Here is a 21,177-nt window from a genome sequence, read left to right on the forward strand (position 1 = left end):
GGGCGTAAACGAATCAGAAAATCAGAAGAAAAGGTCGACGCGGAAATACACCGGGCGCTCGCGCTCGGTGATCGCGTCGGGGCGCTCCAGGGAATGGGCGAAGGTCACGCTGGCAGCCAGGTGCTCGCCACGGGCGCTGAACTCCAAGGCATGCCCGCTGATGCGGCCACTGTCCCCCGAGTTGTGCTCATCGTGACTGATCACGCCGACGTCATAGGCCAGAGCCGCGCCGTACTGCTGTACGAAAGGTTGCAGCGGCGCCCAGGTGACGGGCCGCGTCCAGCGCAGCTGGTTACGCCAGTAACCACCGCTGTTTCCAGACAGGCTCTGATCCTTGAAACCACGTACCGAGTTGAGCCCACCGATGCTGATGCGCTGGGAACTGAACAGCTCGTCTTCGCTTTTCTGGCCGGTGGCCAGACTGTCGAAACTGAAGCGCTCGCCCCACAGGTTGAAGGGCTGCAGATAGCTGAGGGTCAGGGTGTATTTGTTGTAGCGCGCCACGGGCTGGTCGCCGTGAGGGTCGCCATTGCCCTGGGAATCGAAGGCTCCAATGCCGCGCTGCCAACCGATATCGGCGTTGACGAACGCCGTGCCGATACGCCGGCCATGGTTGAAACCCAACTGCCATTCACTGAGGCGGTTGCTGGACTCATCCATGCGGTTGCCGAGGATGAAGTTGTTGGTGCGTATATGGCTCACGCCGGTGTTGAAGGCGGTCTTGCTGACGCTGTCGCGGTGTAGCACGCGCTCGGCACGCAGGGCATGCTGCTGGCTGTCGCCGTCGGTCTCGAAGGTAAAGCCATCGGCCGTCTGGCCCATCGTGCGGTAATAACTCTGGCTGTAGCTGTAGTCCACACGCCACCAGCCGTAGGGGATGCTGTAGGACAGGCTCTGGGCGTGGGAGTGGCGAAAGCTGTCGCTGACCGCATCACGGCTGGCACGCAGGCTCAGCTGATCGGCCAGGCCCAGCGGGCTGTCCCAGGTCAGACCCAAGCCCCACTGCTGTTCGCCGGTGCTGCGCTGGCCATCGTTGTGGCGGTTGATGTTGGCGTACCAGGGCTTGCTGCGCTCGCCCTTGAGGCCGACGCGGCTGCCGCCTACCTGCTGACCCGGCACCAGTTCCAGCTGGGCCGGGCGCGACGGCAAGCGGTTGAGGTTGTCGACCAGTTGCTCCAGCTCACGCAGGTTGAGGATCTCGCCCGTCTCGCCGGGAAAGCTCATGGCCAACTCGCGGTCACTGGCCAGCGCGGAGCTATCGAGGCCTTCGAGGCGACCCTCGACCACGGTGATTTTCAGGGTACGGGCCGACAGATCCTGCTGCGGCAGGTAGGCACGCGTGGTCACGTAACCGCGATCAACGTAGTGATTGGTGATCGCCTTGAGCAGCTCGTTGAGCTGGCTGACGCCCAGGCAGTTGTCGGCGAACGGGGCGAGAATGGTCGTGCGGTCTGCATCGGACAGCAGGCTCGCGCCGCTGATCTCGATCTGGTCGATGGCGAAGCAGCGTTCGTCTTCGGGTGCCGCTGGCGCAGTCGGTTCGGCGCGTTTGCCTGGCAGTTGTTGAAGTTCTTGGAGGCGCTGTTGTTGCTCGTCGAGCAGGCGTTCCTGGCGGTCGCGGATCAGATCCTGGGTCAGCGGCGTCTGGCGGTTCGCGGGCAGATCGATGGGGGGCGTTTGAGCAAACGCAGTGAACGGCACTGCAATAAGCAACAGCGGGAAATACGAGCGCATGAAAATCCGTACCTGGAAAAAGTGAATCATCCCTTAGCGGCGATGAGACACCTTGCCATCCAGATTTATCCCGCCGAGAGACGAAATTCTCATTTCGCTACATAGCGCTGTAACTACGGCCTAAGTACGTGACAAACCGCTCAATTCTGCCGAGTCAGCTTTCAGCCGGATATACCCCAGACGTCAGTCAGGCACTCAATTCCTTATCCAGCACTTCCTCGATCTCGCTCTTGATCTTGCCGCTCATCACCGACAGCAGCAGGCCGAGGTTGAGTTGCAGCTGCACGCGGTCTTCGCTGACGGCGAGCCAGCCGTCGGCGCCGCTGCGTTTGAATTCCAGGGTGTCGCCCTTCCACTGGTAGCGCACGTCGTACTCGCGGGCCAGGCGTTCGGCGAGCTTTTCAGCCTTGCCACGGGCGGCCTCGATGCCCAGATTGTGGGGGCGGTCGACGGTGATTTTGGCCATCTGGCTCTCCTGACTGAAAACGCGGGCGGGGCAATATACAAGAAGCGCCCGCCGGCCCACTACCACGCGTGCAGCCGGCGCCCGGCTTTTGGGTTTAGAATGCCGCCACTCGGCGCTGTACCAGCGGTTGAACGGGCCGTGAATCAGCAAGTCGATGGAAACGCTTATTTACCTCGGTAAACTCGCCTTTTCGCTTGTCTGACTCACTGATGAGGCGCGCGTGGCGTTGTCTCATGACCACGGTCACGCCACCCGGGGCTTCAAGCCCGCACACTGAGCAGACGCCAACGCCTACCGGACTTCAGGAAAAGGGCCACATGAACGATCCGCGCAAGAACGACAGCAGCGAACCCACCACCCACTTCGGTTTCCAGGACGTTCCGGAAAGCCGCAAGGCGGAAAAGGTCGCCGAGGTGTTCCATTCGGTGGCCGCCAAGTACGACTTGATGAACGACCTGCTCTCCGGCGGCATGCACCGCCTGTGGAAGCGCTTCACCATCGAGCTGTCCGGTGTGCGCAGCGGCAACCGGGTGCTCGACATCGCCGGCGGCACCGGTGACCTGGCCCGCCAGTTCTCGCGCATCGTAGGTGAGACCGGCGAAGTGGTACTGGCCGACATCAACGCCTCGATGCTCAAGGTGGGCCGCGACCGCCTGCTCGACCGCGGCGTTTCCGGCAACATTTCCTTCGTGCAGGCCGATGCCGAGAAGCTGCCCTTCCCGGACAACCATTTCGACTGCGTGACCATCGCCTTCGGCCTGCGCAACGTCACCCACAAGGAGGCGGCCATTACCTCCATGCTGCGCGTGCTCAAGCCGGGCGGCCGCCTGCTGGTGCTGGAGTTCTCCAAGCCGAAGAGCAGCTTGTTGTCGAAGATTTACGACACCTACTCGTTCAACTTCATGCCGCTGGTGGGCAAGCTGGTCACCAACGACGCCGACAGCTACCGCTACCTGGCCGAGTCGATCCGCATGCACCCGGATCAGGACACCCTGAAGGCGATGATGCTGGACGCCGGTTTCGACCGCGTGACCTACCACAACATGACCGGCGGCATCGTCGCCCTGCACCGCGGTATCAAGCCCTGATGCTCACCCTGCCCCTGCTGGCGGCCGTCGAGCGCGGCCTCAACCGCGTGCTCGCGCTGGATAGCACTGCCCTGCCGCGCCTGGCCAGGCTCAATGGCCGGGTGATCGCGGTGCAGTCCCAGTCGCCATCGCTGCAGATGTTCATTCTTGCCGACGGCCAGGGGCTGCGCCTGGCCGGGCAATGGGCCGGCGCGATCGACTGCACCCTGCGTGCCCCCGCCAGCGCCCTGCTGCGCCTGGCCCTGGCCCGGGACAAACAGGCGGTGCTGCACGAGCCCGAGGTCGAACTCGATGGCGACAGCGGCGCGCTGATGGAGCTGGCCGGCGTGCTGCAGGACCTGGAGCTGGACTGGGAATACGAGCTGTCGCGTTGGCTCGGCCCGGTGCCCACGGCGCTGCTGGCCGGGCACCTGCGCAGCCGCGCGGGCTGGACGCGGGAAAACCTGCACAGCCTACAACTGAGCCTGGCCGACTACCTCAGCGAAGAATCGCGCACCCTGGTCGGCCGCCGCGAGGCCGACGCCCGTTTTGCCGAACTCGATGACCTGAAACTTTCCCTCGACCGTCTCGACGCGCGCATCGAGCGCCTCGCCCAACGCCATAAGCCCATCGCATGAAGCTGCTTGCCGTTCGTCGTCTGTTGCGCATCCTCTACGTGGTCATCCGCTATCGCCTCGATGACCTGCTGTTCGCCCTGCCGTTGCCGTTCTGGCTGCGCGCGCCGCGCTTCCTGCTGCCGTGGCGCTGGGTGCCGCGCGGCAAGTCGTCGCGCAGCCGCGGTGAAAGCCTGCGCCTGGCGCTGGAGGAGCTGGGGCCGATCTTCATCAAGTTCGGTCAGTTGCTGTCCACCCGCCGTGATCTGCTGCCGCCGGATATCGCCGACGAACTGGCGCACCTGCAGGACCGCGTACCGCCGTTCGACCCGGCCAAGTCCCTGGCGCTGATCGAAGAGCAGCTCGGCGTGCCGGTGAGCGTGGCGTTCGCCCGTTTCGACACCGCACCACTGGCCTCGGCCTCGGTGGCCCAGGTGCACGCCGCGCAGCTGAAAAGCGGCGAGGAAGTGGTGGTCAAGGTGGTGCGCCCCGGCCTCAAGCCGGTGATCAAGGCCGACATGGCCTGGCTGTTCCTGCTCGCCAAGATGGCCGAGCGCGCCTCGGCCGAAGCCCGTCGCCTACACCCAGTGGACGTGGTCAGTGACTACGAGAAGACCATCTACGACGAGCTCGACCTGCTGCGCGAGGCGGCCAACGCCAGCCAGCTGCGACGCAACTTCGAGGACTCCGGCTTGCTCTACGTGCCCCAGGTGTACTGGGACTGGTGCCGCCCCAAGGTGCTGGTGATGGAGCGCATCTACGGCATTCCGGTCAACGACATGGAAACCCTGGCCGACCAGCGCACGGACATGAAACTGCTGGCCGAGCGCGGCGTGGAGATCTTCTTCACCCAGGTGTTCACCCACAGCTTCTTCCACGCCGACATGCACCCGGGCAACATCTTCGTCAGTACCCGCACGCCGTGGAACCCGCAGTACATCGCCATCGACTGCGGCATCATCGGCAGCCTCACCCCCGAGGATCAGGACTACCTGGCGCGCAACCTGGTGGCCTTCTTCAAGCGTGACTACCGCAAGGTGGCGCAGCTGCACATCGACTCGGGCTGGGTGCCCCAGGAAACCCAGGTCAACGACTTCGAGGCAGCGATCCGCACCGTGTGCGAGCCGATCTTCGAGCGCCCGCTCAAGGACATTTCCTTCGGCCTGCTGCTGATGCGCCTGTTCCAGACCGCGCGGCGCTTCAACATGGAAATCCAGCCGCAGCTCGTGCTACTGCAGAAGACGCTGCTCAATATCGAGGGCCTGGGCCGCCAGCTGCACCCGGATCTGGACCTGTGGACAACCGCCCAACCGTTCCTGGAGCGCTGGATGCGCGAGCGCGTCAGCCCGCGCAACGTGATGCACAACCTGCAGAGCCAGGTCGAGCAACTGCCGCACCTGGCCAACATGACCCGCAGCCTGCTCGAGCGCATGGCGCAGCCCCACGCCAATGATCCACCGCCCCCATGGCGCGAACGCGACGGCTGGGCGGTGCGGCTCATCGGCGCTCTGCTGGTCGGCGGCAGCGTGATGACCGCCCTCGGTTTGGGCAACCTGAGCGATCCTGCCACCGCCTGGCCGGCATGGCTGATGGGCGCCAGCGGTCTGTACCTGATCCTGCGCCGATAGCCAGCCCAGGCCCCGGCTGGCACACTTGGCTTCGATTGAAGATGGAAATGCAATGAACGACTGGCTAGATGCAATCAAGTGGGACGACAACGGCCTGATCCCGGCCATCGCCCAGGACTACCAGACCGGGCGCATTCTGATGATGGCCTGGATGAACCGCGAAGCCCTGGAACTGACCGCCAGCGAGCAGCGCGCCATTTATTGGTCACGTTCGCGTGGCAAGCTGTGGCGCAAGGGCGAGGAGTCCGGCCACGTGCAGAAGCTGCATGAGCTGCGCCTGGACTGCGACGCCGACGTGATCGTGCTGATGGTCGAGCAACTGGGCGGCATCGCCTGCCATACCGGCCGCGAGAGCTGCTTCTACCGGGTGTTCGAGAACGGTGCCTGGAAAACCGTCGATGCGGTGCTGAAAGATCCGCACACCATCTATTCGCCGGAGCATCGCCATGACTGATACCCTCAAGCGCCTGGCCGAGGTGCTGGAGTCGCGCAAGGGCGCGGCGCCGGACAGCTCGTACGTGGCCAGCCTGTACCACAAGGGCCTGAACAAGATTCTGGAGAAGGTCGGCGAGGAATCGGTGGAAACCATTCTTGCCGCCAAGGACGCCGCCAGCAGCGGCGACTGCAGCGACCTGATCTACGAAACCGCCGACCTGTGGTTCCACAGCTTGGTCATGCTGGCCGCGCTGGATCAGCACCCGCAGGCGGTGCTCGATGAACTGGATCGCCGTTTTGGCCTGTCGGGGCACGCGGAAAAAGCCGCGCGCAGCGACAGTGACACTCAATAAAGACGCTGACGAGGATAACGAGACATGGGCATTTTCGACTGGAAACACTGGGTCGTCATTCTGATCGTCGTGGTGCTGGTGTTCGGTACCAAGAAACTCAAGAACCTGGGTTCGGACCTCGGTGAAACCATCAAGGGTTTCCGCAAGGCGATGAACGAGGAAGACGGCAAGCCGAGCGACCCGCACGCACAACAGCCGCAGCAACCGCAACAGCCTTACCAGCAGCAGGCGCCGCTGAACCAGCCGCACACCGTTGAAGGCCAGGCCAGCAAGGTCGAAGAACCGCTGCGTAAAGACTGAGGCAAATCATGTTCGGTATCAGTTTCAGCGAGCTGCTGCTGGTCGGGCTGGTAGCCCTGCTGGTGCTCGGCCCCGAGCGCCTGCCGGGTGCCGCACGCACGGCTGGGCTGTGGATCGGGCGCATCAAGCGCAGCTTCAATTCGATCAAGGAAGAAGTCGAGCGCGAGATCGGCGCCGACGAAATCCGTCGGCAACTGCATAACGAACGCATCCTCGAACTGGAGCGCGAAATGCAGGCGGTCAAGAACGACATCCTGCCGCCCGCGCCCCAGGCCAGCGTGCCGCCGCCACCGGTCGTCGAGCCCGCTGCACAGGCGCCGGCCAAGCCCGCACCGGTGCCCGCCACTCAGACCGCTCCAACGCCCGCCGCCAGCCAGGACAAGACGACGTAACCATGAGTCGCATCCCCGACAACGACCAGGAAATGCCGCTGGTTTCCCACCTTGCCGAGTTGCGCACGCGCCTGCTGCGCTGCGTGGCGGCGATCTTTCTGATCTTCGCCGGGCTGTTCTACTTTGCCCAGAAGATCTACACCCTGGTGTCGGCGCCGCTGCGCCAGTACCTGCCCGAAGGGGCGACGATGATCGCCACCGACGTGGCCTCGCCGTTCCTTACGCCCTTCAAGCTGACCATGATCGTCGCGGTATTTCTGGCCATGCCGGTGATCCTGCATCAGGTCTGGGGCTTCATCGCACCGGGGCTGTACAAGCACGAGAAGCGCATCGCCATTCCGCTGCTGGTCTCCAGCATCATTCTGTTCTACGCCGGCATCGCCTTCGCTTACTTCCTGGTGTTCCCGATCATCTTCCATTTCTTCGCCAGCGTGACGCCCGAAGGCGTGTCGATGATGACCGACATCGCCAGTTACCTCGACTTCATCATGACCCTGTTCTTCGCCTTCGGCCTGGCCTTCGAAGTGCCGGTAGCCGTGGTGCTGCTGATCTGGATCGGCATCGTCGACGTCGAGTACCTGCGCAAGATCCGTCCGTACGTGATCATCGGCTGCTTCGTGGTCGGCATGATCCTCACCCCGCCGGACATCTTCTCCCAGACCCTGCTTGCCGTGCCGATGTGGCTGCTGTTCGAGCTGGGCATCCTGGCCGGCAGCCTGGTGCGCACGCGCCGCGGCCAGCCGGATGAAGAAGACAGAGACGAGAACGCACCGACCGACCAGCCGCCCAGCGTCCAGCCATGAACCTGTTGCTGCTCGAGGACGGCGACTTCGTCGCCGCCGACCGGGTGCGCCTGAGCGGTCGGCGTCTCAGCCATCTCAATGAGGTACACCGCGCCGAGAACGGCGACACCCTGCGGGTCGGCCGCCTCGGCGGCCAGATGGGCCGCGGCCAACTGCTGCAGCTGGATGCGACGAGCGCCGAACTGCAGGTCGCCTTCGATCAGCCGCCACCCGCCAAGCTGCCGATCACCCTGCTGCTCGCCCTGCCGCGCCCGAAGATGCTCAAGCGCGTGCTGCAGAGCGTCAGCGCCATGGGCGTACCGCGGCTGATCCTGCTCAACAGCTACCGGGTGGAAAAAAGCTTCTGGCAGACGCCCTTTCTCGAGCCGGACGCGATTCGCGAGCAACTAATCCTCGGCCTGGAACAGGCCCGCGATACGCTGCTGCCCGAGGTGATCATCGAGAAGCGCTTCAAGCCCTTTGTCGAGGACCGCCTGCCGCAACTGGCCGCCGGCACCCTCGGCCTGACCGGCCACCCCGGCGACTACCCGGCCTGCCCGCGCGCCGTCGAGCAACCCGTAACCCTGGCTATCGGCCCTGAAGGCGGCTGGATTCCCTATGAGGTGGAGAAGCTGGCCGAGTCGGGTTTGCAGCCGGTGCAGCTGGGTGAGCGGATCTTGCGGGTGGAAACGGCTGTTACCGCGCTATTGGCCAGGTTGTTCTGAGCGACTCGTTTAGGCAGGTGTGTGGTGGCAGAAGCCACCGCACACTTCCTGTAGGAGCGTGCGGGGACGCCTAGTTCATGCCCGCGAAAAATCACGGGCACGGCCCGCTCCCACAAAAGCAGACCATCGTCCGCCTCAACGGGACATCCGGTAACGCCTTGCCCTAAGCAACGGTTTGGCGCCAGCATGCGCTCTGCCTATGATGAACACCTCGTGCCCACAAGGAGCTGTCATGCGCCGTCTGCTCACCGGCATCACCGTCATCCTGCTGTTGCTGCTCAATACGCTGATCCTGATCGGGCCGATGATGCTCATCGCCCTCGGCAAGTTCGTGCTGCCCAGCAAGGCGCTGAAGGCGGCCTGTTCGCGCCAGGTGATGCATATCGCCGAGGCGTGGGCTGAGAACTGCAAGCGCATCTTCGCCGCGCTCACACCGACCCAGTGGGACATCCGCGGCAACGCCGAACTGCGCCAGGACACGTCCTACCTGGTCATCAGCAACCACCAGTCCTGGGTCGACATTCCCGCCCTGGTGCAGGCCTTCAACCGCAAGACGCCCTACTTCAAGTTCTTCCTCAAGCAGCAGCTGATCTGGGTGCCCTTTCTCGGCCTGGCGTTCTGGGCGCTGGATTACCCCTTCATGAAGCGCTACAGCAAAGCCAAGCTGGAGAAGCACCCGCACCTAAAAGGCCAGGATCTGGAGATCACCCGCCGCGCCTGCGAGAAATTCCGGGATCTGCCGGTTACCGTGGTCAATTACCTGGAGGGCACGCGCTTCACCCCGGCCAAAAAAGCGCAGCAGGGCTCGCCCTACCAACATCTGCTCAAGCCCAAGGCCGGCGGTGTGGCTTTCGTACTGGCGGCCCTGGGTGAGCAGCTCGACGCGATTCTCGACGTCACCCTGGTCTACGTCGAGGACACGCCACCGGGCTTCTGGAAACTGATCAGCGGCCAGGTACCGAAAGTCATCATGGATATTCGCACACTGCCTCTGGAGCCGGCGCTGTGGCAGGGCGACTACCAGAACGATGCGGACTTCCGCCTGTACGTGCAGGAATGGGTCAGCGGCTTGTGGGAAGAGAAGGATGCGCTGATCGCTCGGCTGAAGCAGGAAGCCAGGGGCTGAGCCTGTCTATGATCTCTCAGCCCAGGCTCGGTCATATTGGCAACAAAGTGGCGGGAGCGGACATCCGCGCAGTACCTGTGGGAGCGGACCATGCCCGCGATTTTTCGCGTGCATGGCGCGCTCCCACAATGAATCGGTGACGGCTGCTTTTGCGTTTTACCTGCCGTTTCACATAAAGATCGTAAACAGGAAACGACTGTATCAGTCCGGCAGGATCATATGGCCGGCCTCGTCGAGCGGCGCGAAGGGGTTGTGCGCCAGCTCCCAGAGATGCCCGTCCGGGTCGGCGAAGTAGCCGGAATAACCGCCCCAGAATACTTTCTCCGGCGCCTTGACCTGCCGTGCACCAGCGGCCACTGCGAGGGCCATGGCCGCGTCCACGGCTTCCGGGCTTTCCAGATTGTGCGCCAGAGTCACGCCGGAAAAGCCCACTTGGCCGGCTTCGGGCAAGTGGGCGTCCTTGGCCAGTTCCTCACGGGAGAACAACCCCAGGGCAAGGCCCTTGAGCTTGATGAACACGATCTGCTCCTGGGACGCGGACGAGCGCGTCCAGCCCAGGCGCTCGTAGAAGGCGGCGCTGGCCTGTACATCGGCAACGCCCAGGGTGATCAGGGAAATCCGTCGGTCAAAGCTCATGAGGTGCTCCTTGCAGGTCGAGCCTGACAGGGTAGCAGCCGAACCAGCCGTCGAAAGAAAAAGGTGATCGTTCCAACGCTTTGCGTGGGAACGCGTTGGCAGGACGCTCTGCGTCCGTACCGTAATAGCGTCACGGGCGGCATGCCCACGCAGAGCGCGGGCACGATCAGCAAGAAAAAGCGGAGCCCTTGTGCTCCGCTTTTTCAGCTTCAGGCGGCGCTGAAGGTCTTGTGCGGGTCGATGACGAATTTCTTCGGCACGCCGGCATCGAACTCGCCGTAACCGCGCGGTGCGTCGTCCAGGCTGATCACCTGCACACCCACCACTTCGGCGATGTTGATGCGGTCCCACATGATGGCTTGCATCAGGGCGCGGTTGTACTTCATCACCGGGGTCTGGCCGGTATGGAAGCTGTGCGACTTGGCCCAGCCAAGGCCGAAGCGGATGCTCAGGCTGCCGATCTTCGCGGCAGCATCGACTGCGCCCGGATCTTCGGTGACGTAAAGACCGGGAATACCGATCTTGCCGGCGACCCGCACCACGCCCATCAGCGAGTTGAGCACCGTGGCCGGCGCTTCGTGCTGGGCACCGGCATGGCCGTGGCCGCGAGCTTCGAAGCCCACCGCATCGACCGCGCAATCCACTTCCGGTTCGCCGAGCAGGTCGGCGATCTGCTCATGCAGCGGCGTGTCCTTGGACAGGTCGGCGATTTCGAAACCCTGGGCCTTAGCGTGAGCGAGGCGCACCGGGTTGACGTCACCGACGATCACTACTGCGGCGCCCAGCAGACGCGCCGAGGCTGCAGCAGCCAGGCCGACCGGGCCGGCACCGGCGATGTACACTGTGCTGCCTGGGCCAACGCCTGCAGTGACGGCGCCGTGGTAACCGGTCGGCAGGATGTCGGACAGGCAGGTCAGATCGCGGATCTTCTCCATCGCCTTGTCGCGGTTCGGCAGTTTGAGCAGGTTGAAGTCGGCATACGGTACCAGCACGTACTCGGCCTGGCCGCCAGTCCAGTCGCCCATGTCCACGTAGCCGTAGGCGCCGCCGGCACGCGCCGGGTTGACGGTCAGGCACACGCCGGTGTGTTGTTCCTTGCAGGAGCGGCAGCGGCCGCAAGCGACGTTGAACGGTACCGAGACCAGATCACCGATCTTCAGGTTCTCGACGTCGCTGCCCTTCTCGATCACTTCACCGGTGATCTCGTGACCGAGCACCAAGCCGACCTGGGCGGTGGTACGGCCGCGCACCATGTGCTGGTCGGAGCCGCAGATGTTGGTGGAAACGACCTTCAGAATGACGCCGTGCTCGATCTTGCGACCGCGCGGATCCTGCATCTTCGGATAGTCGATCTTCTGGACTTCGACCTTGCCTGTGCCGAGATAGACGACACCGCGATTACCAGACATATGAATCTCCTTTCTTCTTGTGGATGCAAGGCGCGAGGTCTTGCGATGGAGTATTGAAGCGTCTGTCTCGGCACCCGCCGGTAAGGGCAGGACGGCTACCGAGCTGTCGTGCTGACGATGAGGGCAGCGCGAATGGTCTAGCCAGACTAGCTAGCGTATGGCACGGCCGCGGATGCAAAACCGACAGCCGCCGTTCTCTGTGCGGCACCGCCTCCGGTTAGAGGACTACGGTGCGATTGGCGTTGAGGAATACCCGCCGTTCGAGGAAGTAGCCGACTGCGCGAGCCAGGGTCAGGCACTCGATATCGCGGCCTTTTGCCACCAGATCCTCGGGATAGTGCGCATGATCGACGCTTTCCACTCCCTGGGTGATGATCGGGCCTTCGTCCAGGTCATTGTTGATGAAGTGCGCCGAGGCACCGACAAGTTTCACGCCCTTCTGGTACGCCTGGTGGTACGGCTTGGCACCCTTGAAGCCGGGCAGCAGCGAGTGGTGGATATTGATCGCCCGGCCGTCGAGCTTGCGGCACAGGTCGGCGGACAGCACCTGCATGTAGCGGGCAAGCACCACCAGCTCGGCGCCGGTGTCCTCGACCACCTGCATCACCCGGCGCTCCTGGGCGGGCTTGTCGTTGGGGTCGAGGGGAAAGTGGTGGTACGGGATGCCGTGCCAGTCGGCGAGCGGCTTGAGGTCCGGATGGTTGGAAACGATGGCGGTGATGTCCATCGGCAACTGGCCGGTGCGCTGGCGGTAGAGCAGGTCGTTGAGGCAGTGGTCGGCCTTGGACACCATGATCACCACGTTGGCGCGGTAGCCCGGCGACGTCAGCTCGGTGCGCATGTCGAACGGCGCAGTGCGCTCGTTGAGGCCGGCGAGAAAGGTCGCCTCATCGAAATCGGCCTGGGTACGAAATTCCACGCGAATGAAGAAACGGCTGGCCAGGCGGTCATCGAAGCTGTGGTGCTCGGTGACGTAGCAGCCCTGCTCGAACAGGTAGCGGGTCACCACATCCACGGTGCCCAGCACGCTGGGGCAGTGGGCGGTGAGAATCCAGGTATCAGGGGTGCGGCTCATGAAAGCGATTCCTTATGCAGATCGCTCCCATGCGCCGACCGGCAGTGCACGACGGGGAGCGTCGTTGGCTGCGTTTGTGCGCAGCCTTTGGGGAGTGGTGAAGCTAAAGCAGGAGCGGCGGTTAGTACTCGATAATGTGGAAACTGGCAGGGATGCCTAGGCCATGCCCGCAATTTTTTCGCGGGCATGGCCCGCTCCCACAGTGAAGTGCAGAATGGCTACTTTCGCCGCCATCCTGCCCTTGTCTGCAACGAGACCTCAGGCCTCCACAGCCAGCCCATACTCGGCGCTGGCATCCTGCAGCCACAGCCAGAAGTAGTCGGAGAAGCTGCGGCGGATCAGCAGTTCCCAGGTGTCTTCGCCGGTGTGGCGAATCACCAGTTGCGACTTGGCGAACACCGTGCCGACTGCCTTGCCTACCGGGAAATTCTTCGGGTGCACGTCGTAACTGCTGGACTTCATCAGCAGTTCGCGCACCTTCGGCCCGGACAGCTCCAGCAGAGTCTGCCCGCCGCTAACGTTGACCACCGAGATGTGCTGGCCATCAAGAGCGGCGCGCAGTTTGCCCTCGACCTCGAACTCACTACCGCCAGGCACGATCAGCAGCCATTCATCCGGGCCCAGCCACTGCAGCGAGGTATCGCCGCTGGCCACCAGGGTCAGCGCGCCTGGCAGCTCCAGGCCCAGGGCCTTGTGCACGCCGCCAGCGAAGTTGGCATCGGCGGCGTCGCCGCGCAGTACCAGATGGCCCAGCAGTTTTTTCTCGCGCAGCGTTACCCCGGCGCCGGCGCGGCCCTTGCCGGCCAGTTCGTGCAGGCCGGCGTGGTGCAGTGGTGATTGCCCGGCGATGTCGTCGGGGCGTTGCTTGTAGACGTTGACGTTAGACATTCTGGCGGTCCCCTTTCGGGTCATAGAACACGGGACTGACGATTTCGGCTTCGATCACGCTGCCATCGACCAGCGGCGCATACACACGCTCGCCGATGCGCTTGAGGCCGCCACGAACCAGGGCCATGGCGAAGGAATGGCCCATCGCGGCGCTCATGTAGCTGGAGGTGACGTGGCCGACCATGGTCATCGGAATCGACTGCTTGGGATCGAACACCAGCTGGGCGCCTTCGGGCAGCACCTTGTTCGGGTCCACCGGCTTGAGACCGATCAGCTGCTTGCGATTCTCCTTCAGGCAGTCCTCACGGTTCATGCCGCGCCAGCCGATCCAGGAGAACGGCTTGGTGCGGCCGACGCACCAGCCCATGCCCAGGTCGTCCGGGGTGACCGAGCCGTCGGTGTCCTGGCCGACGATGATGAAGCCCTTCTCGGCGCGCAGCACGTGCATGGTCTCGGTGCCGTAAGGCGTCAGGCCGTGTTTCTTGCCGGCCTCGGCGATCTGCTCGAGAACGCCCAGGGCGTAGTCGGCCTGCACGTTGACTTCGTAGGACAGCTCACCGGTGAAGGAGATGCGGAACACGCGAGCCGGCACACCGCCGACCTTGCCTTCCTTCCAGGTCATGAACGGGAAGGCGTCCTTGTCCAGGTCGATGTCGGTGACTTCGGCCAACAGCTTGCGGCTGTTGGGGCCGGACAGGGTCATGGTTGCCCAGTGGTCGGTGACCGAGGTGAAGTACACCTTCAGCTCCGGCCATTCGGTCTGGTGGTAGATTTCCAGCCACTCCAGCACACGGCCGGCGCCGCCGGTGGTGGTGGTCATGACGAAATGGTTGTCGGCCAGACAGGCGGTGACGCCGTCGTCGAAGACCATGCCGTCTTCCTTGCACATCAGGCCGTAGCGGGCCTTGCCCACGTCCAGCTTGGTCCAGGCGTTGGTGTACACGCGGTTGAGGAACTCGCGGGCGTCCGGGCCCTGAATGTCGATCTTGCCGAGGGTCGAGGCGTCGAGAATGCCCACCGCATTACGCACGGCCTTGCACTCACGGGCCACGGCTGCGTGCATGTCCTCACCGTTCTTCGGGAAGTACCAGGGGCGTTTCCACTGGCCGACGTCCTCGAACTCGGCGCCCTGCTGCAGGTGCCATTTCTGCAGAGCGGTGTAGCGCTTGGGCTCGAACAGCTCGCCGCAGTGACGACCGGCGATGGCGCCGAAGGTCACCGGGGTGTAGTTCGGGCGGAACATGGTGGTGCCCATTTCGCTGATGCTGATGCCCAGCGAGCGTGCGGCGATGGCCAGACCGTTGATGTTGCCCAGCTTGCCCTGATCGGTACCGAAGCCCAGCGCGGTGTAGCGCTTGACGTGCTCGACCGACTCGAAGCCCTCACGGGTGGCCAGCTCGATGCCGGCGGCGGTGACGTCGTTCTGCTGGTCGACGAACTGCTTCGGCGCCCGCGACGTGCCCTTGTCATGGGGCACCTGGAACAGCGCGAGCGAGGCTTCCTCGATGCGCTTCTCGGCCTTCGGCAGGGTGCCGGTGACCGGTTGGAAGCCCGCATCGGCAGCCGCCTTGGCGCCGGCCTCGAAACCATCGGCGAGGCTGTCGCCCATGCCGAACACACCGTTCACGGCACCGGCGCAGTAACGCTTCTGGAAGCCTTCACCGGGTACGAAAGCGAGGATGTCTTCGCGCCACACCGGGCGGCCGCCCAGGTGCGAGGCCAGATGCACCACCGGGCTGTAGCCGCCAGAGCTGACGATCAGGTCGCAATCAACGGTCTCGCCTGGGCTGGTGACCTTGTGCTTGGCGGCGTCGATGGCGCAGATGCGCGCACCGGTGACGCGCTTGCTGCCGCGCGCTTCGACCACGGCGCTGCCGGTGAGTACCCGCACGCCACGCCGGCGCGCTTCCTCGACCCAGCTGCCACGCGGGTTGTTGCGGGCGTCGGCCACGGCCACCACCTGGCGACCGGCATCGAGCCAGTCGAGCACCACGCGGTAGGCGTAATCGTTGTTGGTCGACAGTACCAGCTTCTGGCCGGGCGCTACGCCGTAGCGGCGTACGTAGGTCGATACGGCGTCGGCCAGCATATTGCCGGGCACATCGTTGTTGCCGTACACCAACGGGCGCTCGTGGGCGCCGGTGGCCAGCACCACGCGGCCGGCACGGACACGGTGCAGACGTTGGCGCGGCTGGCCCATGGGGGCGACTTCGCCGAGGTGGTCGGTGAGGCGCTGGTGAATGGTCAGAAAGTTATGGTCGTGATAGCCGTTGACCGTGGCGCGCGGCAGCAGGGTCACTTCCGGCATGGTCTGCAGCTCGGCGATGGCCTTGGCGGCCCACTCGGCGGCGGGCTTGTCGTCGAGCATCTCGCGGGTGGAGAGCAGGCTGCCGCCAAGCTCTTCCTGCTCGTCGGCCAGGATCACCCGCGCGCCACTGCGACCGGCAGCCAGGGCCGCAGCCAGGCCGGCGGGGCCGGCGCCGACCACCAGCACGTCACAGTGCTGGTTCATGTAGTCGTAGATGTCCGGGTCGTTTTCCTTCGGCGCACGGCCTAGGCCGGCGGCCTTGCGGATGTACTTCTCGTAGGTCAGCCACAGGTTCTGCGGGTACATGAAGGTCTTGTAGTAGAAACCGGGCGGCATCATGCCGCCGCCGACCTTGCCGAGAATGCCCATCAGGTCGGTGTTCACGCTCGGCCAGCCGTTGGTGCTGGTAGCGGTCAGGTTCTGGTACAGCGCCTGCTGGGTGGCGCGCACGTTGGGGATCTGCGCCGCCTCGGTGGAGCCGATCTGCAGCACGGCATTGGGCTCTTCGGCGCCGGCGGCGATGATGCCGCGCGGGCGAGAGTATTTGAAGCTACGGCCGATCACGTCGACGCCGTTGGCCAGCAGCGCGGCGGCCAGGGTATCACCGGCATAGCCCTGGTAGGTCTGGCCGTTGAAGTTGAAGGTCAGCGGCTGGCTGCGATCGATGCGGCCACCCTGGGAAAGACGATTGACCTGGCTCATGCCGTTACTCCTTGGTCAGCGGCCTTTTGCGCGGCGACGCCAGCCTCAGTGACGCTGGGGCGCTCGCCGATCTTGTAGGTTTCGAGAATCTCGTAGCTCACCGTGTGACGGGTGACGTTGAAGTACTGGCGGCAGCCGGCGGCGTGGATCCACAGCTCGTGGTGGATGCCGCGCGGGTTGTCGCGGAAGAACAGGTACTCGCCCCACTCCGCGTCGGTGCAGGCATTCGGGTCCAGCGGGCGCGGAATGTGCGCCTGGCCGCCGGCGTGGAATTCTTCTTCGGAACGCAGTTCGCCACAGTGTGGGCAGAAGATGTGCAGCATGTTCGGGACCTCCAGAAAACCATCGTCCCTCTCTCAACGAGAGAGGGCGCCTTAATCAGTGCGCCACACCGGCTGCGCCGTGCTCGTCGATCAGCGCACCGTTGTGGAAGCGCTCGATGGAGAAGGCCTTGGCCAGCGGGTGCATCTCGCCCTTGGCGAGGCTGGCCGCGAACACGTTGCCCGAGCCCGGCGTGGCCTTGAAGCCACCGGTGCCCCAGCCGCAGTTGAAGTACAGGTTCTTCACCGGCGTCTTGGCGATGATCGGGCAGGCGTCGGGCGTGGTGTCGACGATGCCACCCCACTGACGGTTCATGCGCACCCGCGAAAGCACCGGGAACATCTCGACGATGGCCTGCAGGGTGTGCTCGATGGTCGGGTAGGAACCGCGCTGGCCATAGCCGTTGTAGCTGTCGATGCCGGCGCCGATGACCAGGTCGCCCTTGTCGGACTGGCTGATGTAGCCGTGCACGGCGTTTGACATGATCACCGTGTCGATGATGGGTTTGATCGGCTCGGAAACCAGTGCCTGCAGCGGATGCGACTCCAGCGGCAGGCGGAAGCCGGCGAGCTTGGCCAGGTGCCCGGAATTACCGGCGGCGACCACGCCGACGCGCTTGGCGCCAATGAAGCCCTTGCTGGTTTCCACACCGATCACCGCGCCATCCTGCTTGCGGAAGCCGATCACTTCGGTCTGCTGGATCAGGTCGACGCCCAGGGCGTCGGCGGCGCGGGCGAAGCCCCAGGCCACGGCGTCATGGCGGGCCACGCCGCCACGGCGCTGCAGCGAAGCGCCGAGCACCGGATAACGAGTGTTCTTCGAGCAGTCCAGGTACGGAATCATCTCCGCCACCTGCTTGGCGTCGACCACTTCGCCGTCGATACCGTTGAGGCGGTTGGCGCTGACCCGACGCTCGATGTCGCGCATGTCCTGCAGGGTATGGCCAAGGTTGAACACGCCGCGCTGGGAGAACATGACGTTGTAGTTCAGATCCTGGGACAGGCCCTCCCACAGCTTCATCGCGTGCTCGTAGAGGTGCGCCGACTCGTCCCACAGGTAGTTGGAACGCACGATGGTGGTGTTGCGCGCGGTGTTGCCGCCGCCCAGCCAGCCCTTCTCGACCACGGCGACGTTCTTCACGCCGAACTCCTTGGCCAGGTAATAGGCCGTGGCCAGGCCGTGGCCGCCCCCGCCGACGATGACCACATCGTAAACCGGCTTGGGCGTCGGGTTGCGCCACATGCGCTGCCAGTTTTCATGGTGGCTGAAAGAATGCTTGAACAGGCCAAAGCCGGAATAGCGCTGCATGGGTAACTCCTGAATTCTGCTTGCCTGCAGGTGCGTACCTAAACCGCAGAACCGTAGGATGGGTGAAACCCATCAATCACTGATGGGTTCTCACCCATCCTACGGCGAGAGCTAACGCACCTACGTAACGACTGTGTCTCAGCGGTAAACCGGGTAATCGGCGCACAGACCGGCCGCCAGGCCAGCCACCTGGGCCTCGACATCGGCGTCGCCGAGGTGCTCGAGGATGTCGGCGATCCAGCCTGCCAGTTCACGGCACTGGGCTTCCTTGAAGCCACGGGTGGTGACCGCTGGCGTGCCGATACGCAGGCCCGAGGTCACGAACGGCGACTGCGGGTCATTGGGTACGGCGTTCTTGTTGACGGTGATGCCGGCGCGGCCCAGGGCAGCGTCAGCGTCCTTGCCGGTGATGCCCTGCTTGATCAACGAGAGCAGGAACAGGTGGTTGTCGGTGCCGCCGGAGACCACGTCGAAACCGCGGTCGATGAATACCTGGGCCATGGCCTGGGCGTTCTTGATCACCTGGGCCTGGTACTCCTTGAACGACGGCTCCAGCGCTTCCTTGAAGCACACCGCCTTGGCGGCGATCACGTGCATCAGCGGGCCGCCCTGAGCGCCCGGGAACACCGCGGCATTGAGCTTCTTCTCGATCTCTTCGTTGGCCTTGGCGAGAATCAGCCCGCCACGTGGGCCACGCAGGGTCTTATGGGTGGTGGTGGTGACCACGTCGGCCAGCGGAATCGGGTTCGGATAAAGGCCAGCAGCGACCAACCCCGCGACGTGGGCCATGTCGACAAACAGGTAGGCACCAACCTTGTCGGCGATGGCGCGGAAACGCGGGAAGTCCAGGGTCTTGGAGTAGGCCGAGAAGCCGGCGACGATCATCTTCGGCTTGTGCTCGACGGCCAGGCGCTCGACTTCGTCATAGTCGATCAGCCCAGTGTCGGTGTCGATGCCGTACTGCACGGCGTTGTACAGCTTGCCCGAGGACGACACCTTGGCGCCGTGGGTCAGGTGGCCGCCGTGGGCCAGGCTCATGCCCAGAATGGTGTCGCCCGGCTGCAGCAGTGCGAGGTAGACGGCGGAGTTGGCCGAGGAGCCGGAGTGCGGCTGCACGTTGGCGTAATCGGCGCCGAACAGCTGCTTGGCACGCTCGATGGCCAGCGCCTCGACTTTATCCACATGCTCGCAACCGCCGTAGTAGCGCTTGCCCGGATAGCCTTCGGCGTACTTGTTGGTCAGGCCGCTGCCCTGGGCTTCCATCACGCGCTTGCTGGTGTAGTTCTCCGAAGCAATCAGCTCGATGTGATGTTCCTGACGACGCTCCTCGGCCTGCATGGCACTGAGCAGGGCGTCATCGTAGCCTTGAATCTGATCTTGCTTGCTGAACATCACGTTTCTCCCCGGGGCGCCTTGCGACGCCGCATCTGGCGGTTGCTCGGTATGAGTCTTGTTGCAGCGATGGTATGACTGGCCCTGGCGAGCCAGATGCCTATGTACGCCACGGGAGATTGTGTTTGCGACATGCCTGAGCGTCGCAATTGCGCATGCCTGAACAGGCCTTTACGCCAGCTCAGAGGCTGCGCAGCGCCACCAACACGAGAAAGTGCGCCGGATAGAACAGGTAGGCCCAGCGCCTGACCGGCGGCACCGCAAAGGGCGGCCGGCAGCGCAACAGCAGAAGGCCCAGCAATGGCGCGAACAGACACATGGCCAGCACGCTCCAGGCGAAGGGATCACCACGGGTCGCATCGACGTAGAACGGCGCCCAGTAGTTGGCCGCCAGACAGCAGAACATCGGCAACAACCAGAGAGTCCAGGAACCCCGCATTGCCAGCAGAAAGGCCGCTGGCAGCAGCGCCCCGAAGGCGCCGAACATCAGCCATTCATGGGCCAGCACGGCAGTCGCCAACGCGCCGGCACCCAGCCAGCGCGCCTGGATATCGGTTCGCTGCACGGCATTGGCAATCAGCAGCCCGAGCACCAGGGTCGGCATCACGTTGAGCGACTCGGCAGTCGGCACCAATAGTCGATAGGGCCATTCGGAAACCAGCGAGAACAGCAGCAACCAGCCCAGATAACGGGCGGTCACCCCGCCGGCATCGTCAGCCCTGGGCCGTGCGACATTGGCGGCAATGGCCAGGCAAAACAATGGAAAGGCCAGGCGGCCAGGCACATAGAGAAAATACAGCTCAGGCCAGGCATGGCGCAGGTGATCGATCAGCATGGTCAGCAGCGCCAGCCATTTGATCAGATCGAGGGCCGGGTCGCGGCCGGAGGGAAGATTGTGCGGAATAGAGGAAGGCATGCACGCCCATCACGCTGACGGATGAAGCATCAAGGTAGAGGCAGCCAGCGCCAAGGCGCAAACAGAAAGGGCGGCGTAGAACCTACGCCGCCCTCAAGGCTTACTGCAGCTTCGCGTTACAGCTGCTCGATGCGGTGACCAGACGCTTTTGCAGAGCCGCATCTGGCGAAACCTGCTTGCTCATCTCGGCCATTTCCGCCTCGCTGAACTCCTGGCTGACCTTGGTCGCAGCGCAGTCACAGAAGGCGGTGAGCTTTTCCTGGGAGTGGCCGGACTGAGCGCCCTTCACGCATTCCTGCACGAAGGTCGACTTGGCTTCCGGCGACCACTGCTGAGCGGCGGCGGCCGGCAGAGCGAATGCGAGCGGTGCGAAAAGGGCGATCAGATGACGGTAGCTCATGGTGGGCTCCTGTAGCTTGGGATCGGTGAGTCCTGGTAATGAACTCTCTGCTTTGTGAGCCCATCGCCGCCCGTGAGTTCACAATTAATGCCGCACCCGGCATGGCAGGCCAACGGAACAATATGTCGCCCCGGCGAGTGCGGCGCAGCGCCACGGCGGGATAAAGTACCGGCATACGCCCGCACGGGGCGATGCAGAAA

At 64.1% G+C, this 21,177-nt stretch carries 22 protein-coding genes; 10 read left to right on the forward strand and 12 right to left on the reverse strand.

The features are described from left to right. Positions 1 to 21: 21 nt before the first annotated feature. Both PVA39_RS21280 and PVA39_RS21285 read right to left on the reverse strand, forming a co-directional pair. Positions 22 to 1,734: a ShlB/FhaC/HecB family hemolysin secretion/activation protein gene (locus PVA39_RS21280; RefSeq protein WP_274125738.1), complete on the reverse strand. Its 1,713-nt coding sequence runs from the start codon at positions 1,732 to 1,734 to the stop codon at positions 22 to 24. 187 nt (positions 1,735 to 1,921) lie between these two features. Beyond that, positions 1,922 to 2,200 (reverse strand): polyhydroxyalkanoic acid system family protein, encoded by a 279-nt coding sequence (locus PVA39_RS21285; RefSeq protein ID WP_093507528.1) that lies wholly within the window; start codon positions 2,198 to 2,200, stop codon positions 1,922 to 1,924. 317 nt (positions 2,201 to 2,517) lie between these two features. On the opposite strand from PVA39_RS21285, the gene ubiE reads away from it, so the two are divergent. The 10 genes from ubiE (at position 2,518) to PVA39_RS21335 (ending at position 9,622) form a co-directional block, all read left to right on the forward strand. Then, positions 2,518 to 3,288 carry a bifunctional demethylmenaquinone methyltransferase/2-methoxy-6-polyprenyl-1,4-benzoquinol methylase UbiE gene (gene ubiE, locus PVA39_RS21290; RefSeq protein ID WP_274125739.1) on the forward strand — a complete coding sequence of 257 codons (771 nt, stop codon included), beginning with the start codon at positions 2,518 to 2,520 and terminating at the stop codon, positions 3,286 to 3,288. Next, positions 3,288 to 3,905: a ubiquinone biosynthesis accessory factor UbiJ gene (locus PVA39_RS21295; protein ID WP_274125740.1), complete on the forward strand. Its 618-nt coding sequence runs from the start codon at positions 3,288 to 3,290 to the stop codon at positions 3,903 to 3,905. The genes ubiE and PVA39_RS21295 overlap by 1 nt, the downstream gene beginning before the upstream one ends. Then, complete coding sequence (gene ubiB, locus PVA39_RS21300; protein WP_093507534.1) at positions 3,902 to 5,509, forward strand: ubiquinone biosynthesis regulatory protein kinase UbiB; 1,608 nt, start codon at positions 3,902 to 3,904, stop codon at positions 5,507 to 5,509. Before PVA39_RS21295 ends, ubiB begins: the two co-directional genes overlap by 4 nt. 52 nt (positions 5,510 to 5,561) lie before the next feature. Next, a complete protein-coding gene (gene hisI / locus PVA39_RS21305; RefSeq protein WP_274125741.1) occupies positions 5,562 to 5,963 on the forward strand; it encodes a phosphoribosyl-AMP cyclohydrolase in 402 nt (133 codons plus the stop codon). Then, positions 5,956 to 6,297 carry a phosphoribosyl-ATP diphosphatase gene (locus PVA39_RS21310; protein WP_075929721.1) on the forward strand — a complete coding sequence of 114 codons (342 nt, stop codon included), beginning with the start codon at positions 5,956 to 5,958 and terminating at the stop codon, positions 6,295 to 6,297. The genes hisI and PVA39_RS21310 overlap by 8 nt, the downstream gene beginning before the upstream one ends. Positions 6,298 to 6,321: 24 nt before the next feature. Further along, positions 6,322 to 6,597, forward strand: coding sequence for a twin-arginine translocase TatA/TatE family subunit (locus PVA39_RS21315; protein ID WP_093507538.1), 276 nt, complete (start codon positions 6,322 to 6,324; stop codon positions 6,595 to 6,597). A gap of 8 nt (positions 6,598 to 6,605) precedes the next feature. Continuing rightward, the gene (gene tatB, locus PVA39_RS21320) at positions 6,606 to 6,989 is read left to right on the forward strand and encodes a Sec-independent protein translocase protein TatB (protein ID WP_274125742.1); all 384 of its coding nucleotides are present in this window, start codon (positions 6,606 to 6,608) and stop codon (positions 6,987 to 6,989) included. Between the two features lie 2 nt (positions 6,990 to 6,991). Then, a complete protein-coding gene (gene tatC, locus PVA39_RS21325) occupies positions 6,992 to 7,792 on the forward strand; it encodes a twin-arginine translocase subunit TatC (RefSeq protein WP_274125743.1) in 801 nt (266 codons plus the stop codon). Next, positions 7,789 to 8,496, forward strand: a complete 708-nt coding sequence (locus PVA39_RS21330) for a 16S rRNA (uracil(1498)-N(3))-methyltransferase (RefSeq protein ID WP_274125744.1) — start codon at positions 7,789 to 7,791, stop codon at positions 8,494 to 8,496. Before tatC ends, PVA39_RS21330 begins: the two co-directional genes overlap by 4 nt. Positions 8,497 to 8,728: 232 nt before the next feature. Then, positions 8,729 to 9,622: an acyltransferase gene (locus PVA39_RS21335; RefSeq protein WP_274125745.1), complete on the forward strand. Its 894-nt coding sequence runs from the start codon at positions 8,729 to 8,731 to the stop codon at positions 9,620 to 9,622. 201 nt (positions 9,623 to 9,823) lie between these two features. Here the strand turns inward: PVA39_RS21335 and PVA39_RS21340 are convergent, their stop codons facing one another. The 10 genes from PVA39_RS21340 to PVA39_RS21385 all read right to left on the reverse strand — a co-directional run bounded on the left by PVA39_RS21340 (position 9,824) and on the right by PVA39_RS21385 (position 20,977). Beyond that, positions 9,824 to 10,258 carry a VOC family protein gene (locus PVA39_RS21340; protein WP_274125746.1) on the reverse strand — a complete coding sequence of 145 codons (435 nt, stop codon included), beginning with the start codon at positions 10,256 to 10,258 and terminating at the stop codon, positions 9,824 to 9,826. A 209-nt stretch (positions 10,259 to 10,467) separates the two neighbouring features. Next, positions 10,468 to 11,667, reverse strand: a complete 1,200-nt coding sequence (gene fdhA / locus PVA39_RS21345; protein ID WP_075929728.1) for a formaldehyde dehydrogenase, glutathione-independent — start codon at positions 11,665 to 11,667, stop codon at positions 10,468 to 10,470. Positions 11,668 to 11,884: 217 nt separating this feature from the next. Next, positions 11,885 to 12,742, reverse strand: coding sequence for a formyltetrahydrofolate deformylase (gene purU / locus PVA39_RS21350; protein WP_274125747.1), 858 nt, complete (start codon positions 12,740 to 12,742; stop codon positions 11,885 to 11,887). A 258-nt stretch (positions 12,743 to 13,000) separates the two neighbouring features. Continuing rightward, positions 13,001 to 13,630: a sarcosine oxidase subunit gamma gene (locus tag PVA39_RS21355; protein WP_274125748.1), complete on the reverse strand. Its 630-nt coding sequence runs from the start codon at positions 13,628 to 13,630 to the stop codon at positions 13,001 to 13,003. Next, positions 13,623 to 16,640 carry a sarcosine oxidase subunit alpha gene (locus PVA39_RS21360; RefSeq protein ID WP_274125749.1) on the reverse strand — a complete coding sequence of 1,006 codons (3,018 nt, stop codon included), beginning with the start codon at positions 16,638 to 16,640 and terminating at the stop codon, positions 13,623 to 13,625. The genes PVA39_RS21355 and PVA39_RS21360 overlap by 8 nt, the downstream gene beginning before the upstream one ends. Then, positions 16,637 to 16,963, reverse strand: coding sequence for a sarcosine oxidase subunit delta (locus PVA39_RS21365; protein WP_274125750.1), 327 nt, complete (start codon positions 16,961 to 16,963; stop codon positions 16,637 to 16,639). The genes PVA39_RS21360 and PVA39_RS21365 overlap by 4 nt, the downstream gene beginning before the upstream one ends. Before the next feature lie 55 nt (positions 16,964 to 17,018). Next, complete coding sequence (locus PVA39_RS21370) at positions 17,019 to 18,269, reverse strand: sarcosine oxidase subunit beta family protein (RefSeq protein ID WP_274125751.1); 1,251 nt, start codon at positions 18,267 to 18,269, stop codon at positions 17,019 to 17,021. Between the two features lie 138 nt (positions 18,270 to 18,407). After that, on the reverse strand, positions 18,408 to 19,661 hold the full coding sequence (gene glyA / locus PVA39_RS21375) for a serine hydroxymethyltransferase (RefSeq protein ID WP_274125752.1): 1,254 nt from the start codon (positions 19,659 to 19,661) through the stop codon (positions 18,408 to 18,410). Positions 19,662 to 19,842: 181 nt separating this feature from the next. After that, a complete protein-coding gene (locus PVA39_RS21380; RefSeq protein WP_274125753.1) occupies positions 19,843 to 20,577 on the reverse strand; it encodes a TraX family protein in 735 nt (244 codons plus the stop codon). 100 nt (positions 20,578 to 20,677) lie between these two features. Further along, positions 20,678 to 20,977: a hypothetical protein gene (locus PVA39_RS21385; RefSeq protein WP_274125754.1), complete on the reverse strand. Its 300-nt coding sequence runs from the start codon at positions 20,975 to 20,977 to the stop codon at positions 20,678 to 20,680. Between the last annotated feature and the right edge of the window lie 200 nt (positions 20,978 to 21,177).

This window comes from Pseudomonas sp. CNPSo 3701, assembly GCF_028674975.1.
In the GTDB taxonomy this organism is placed as follows: domain Bacteria; phylum Pseudomonadota; class Gammaproteobacteria; order Pseudomonadales; family Pseudomonadaceae; genus Aquipseudomonas; species Aquipseudomonas straminea.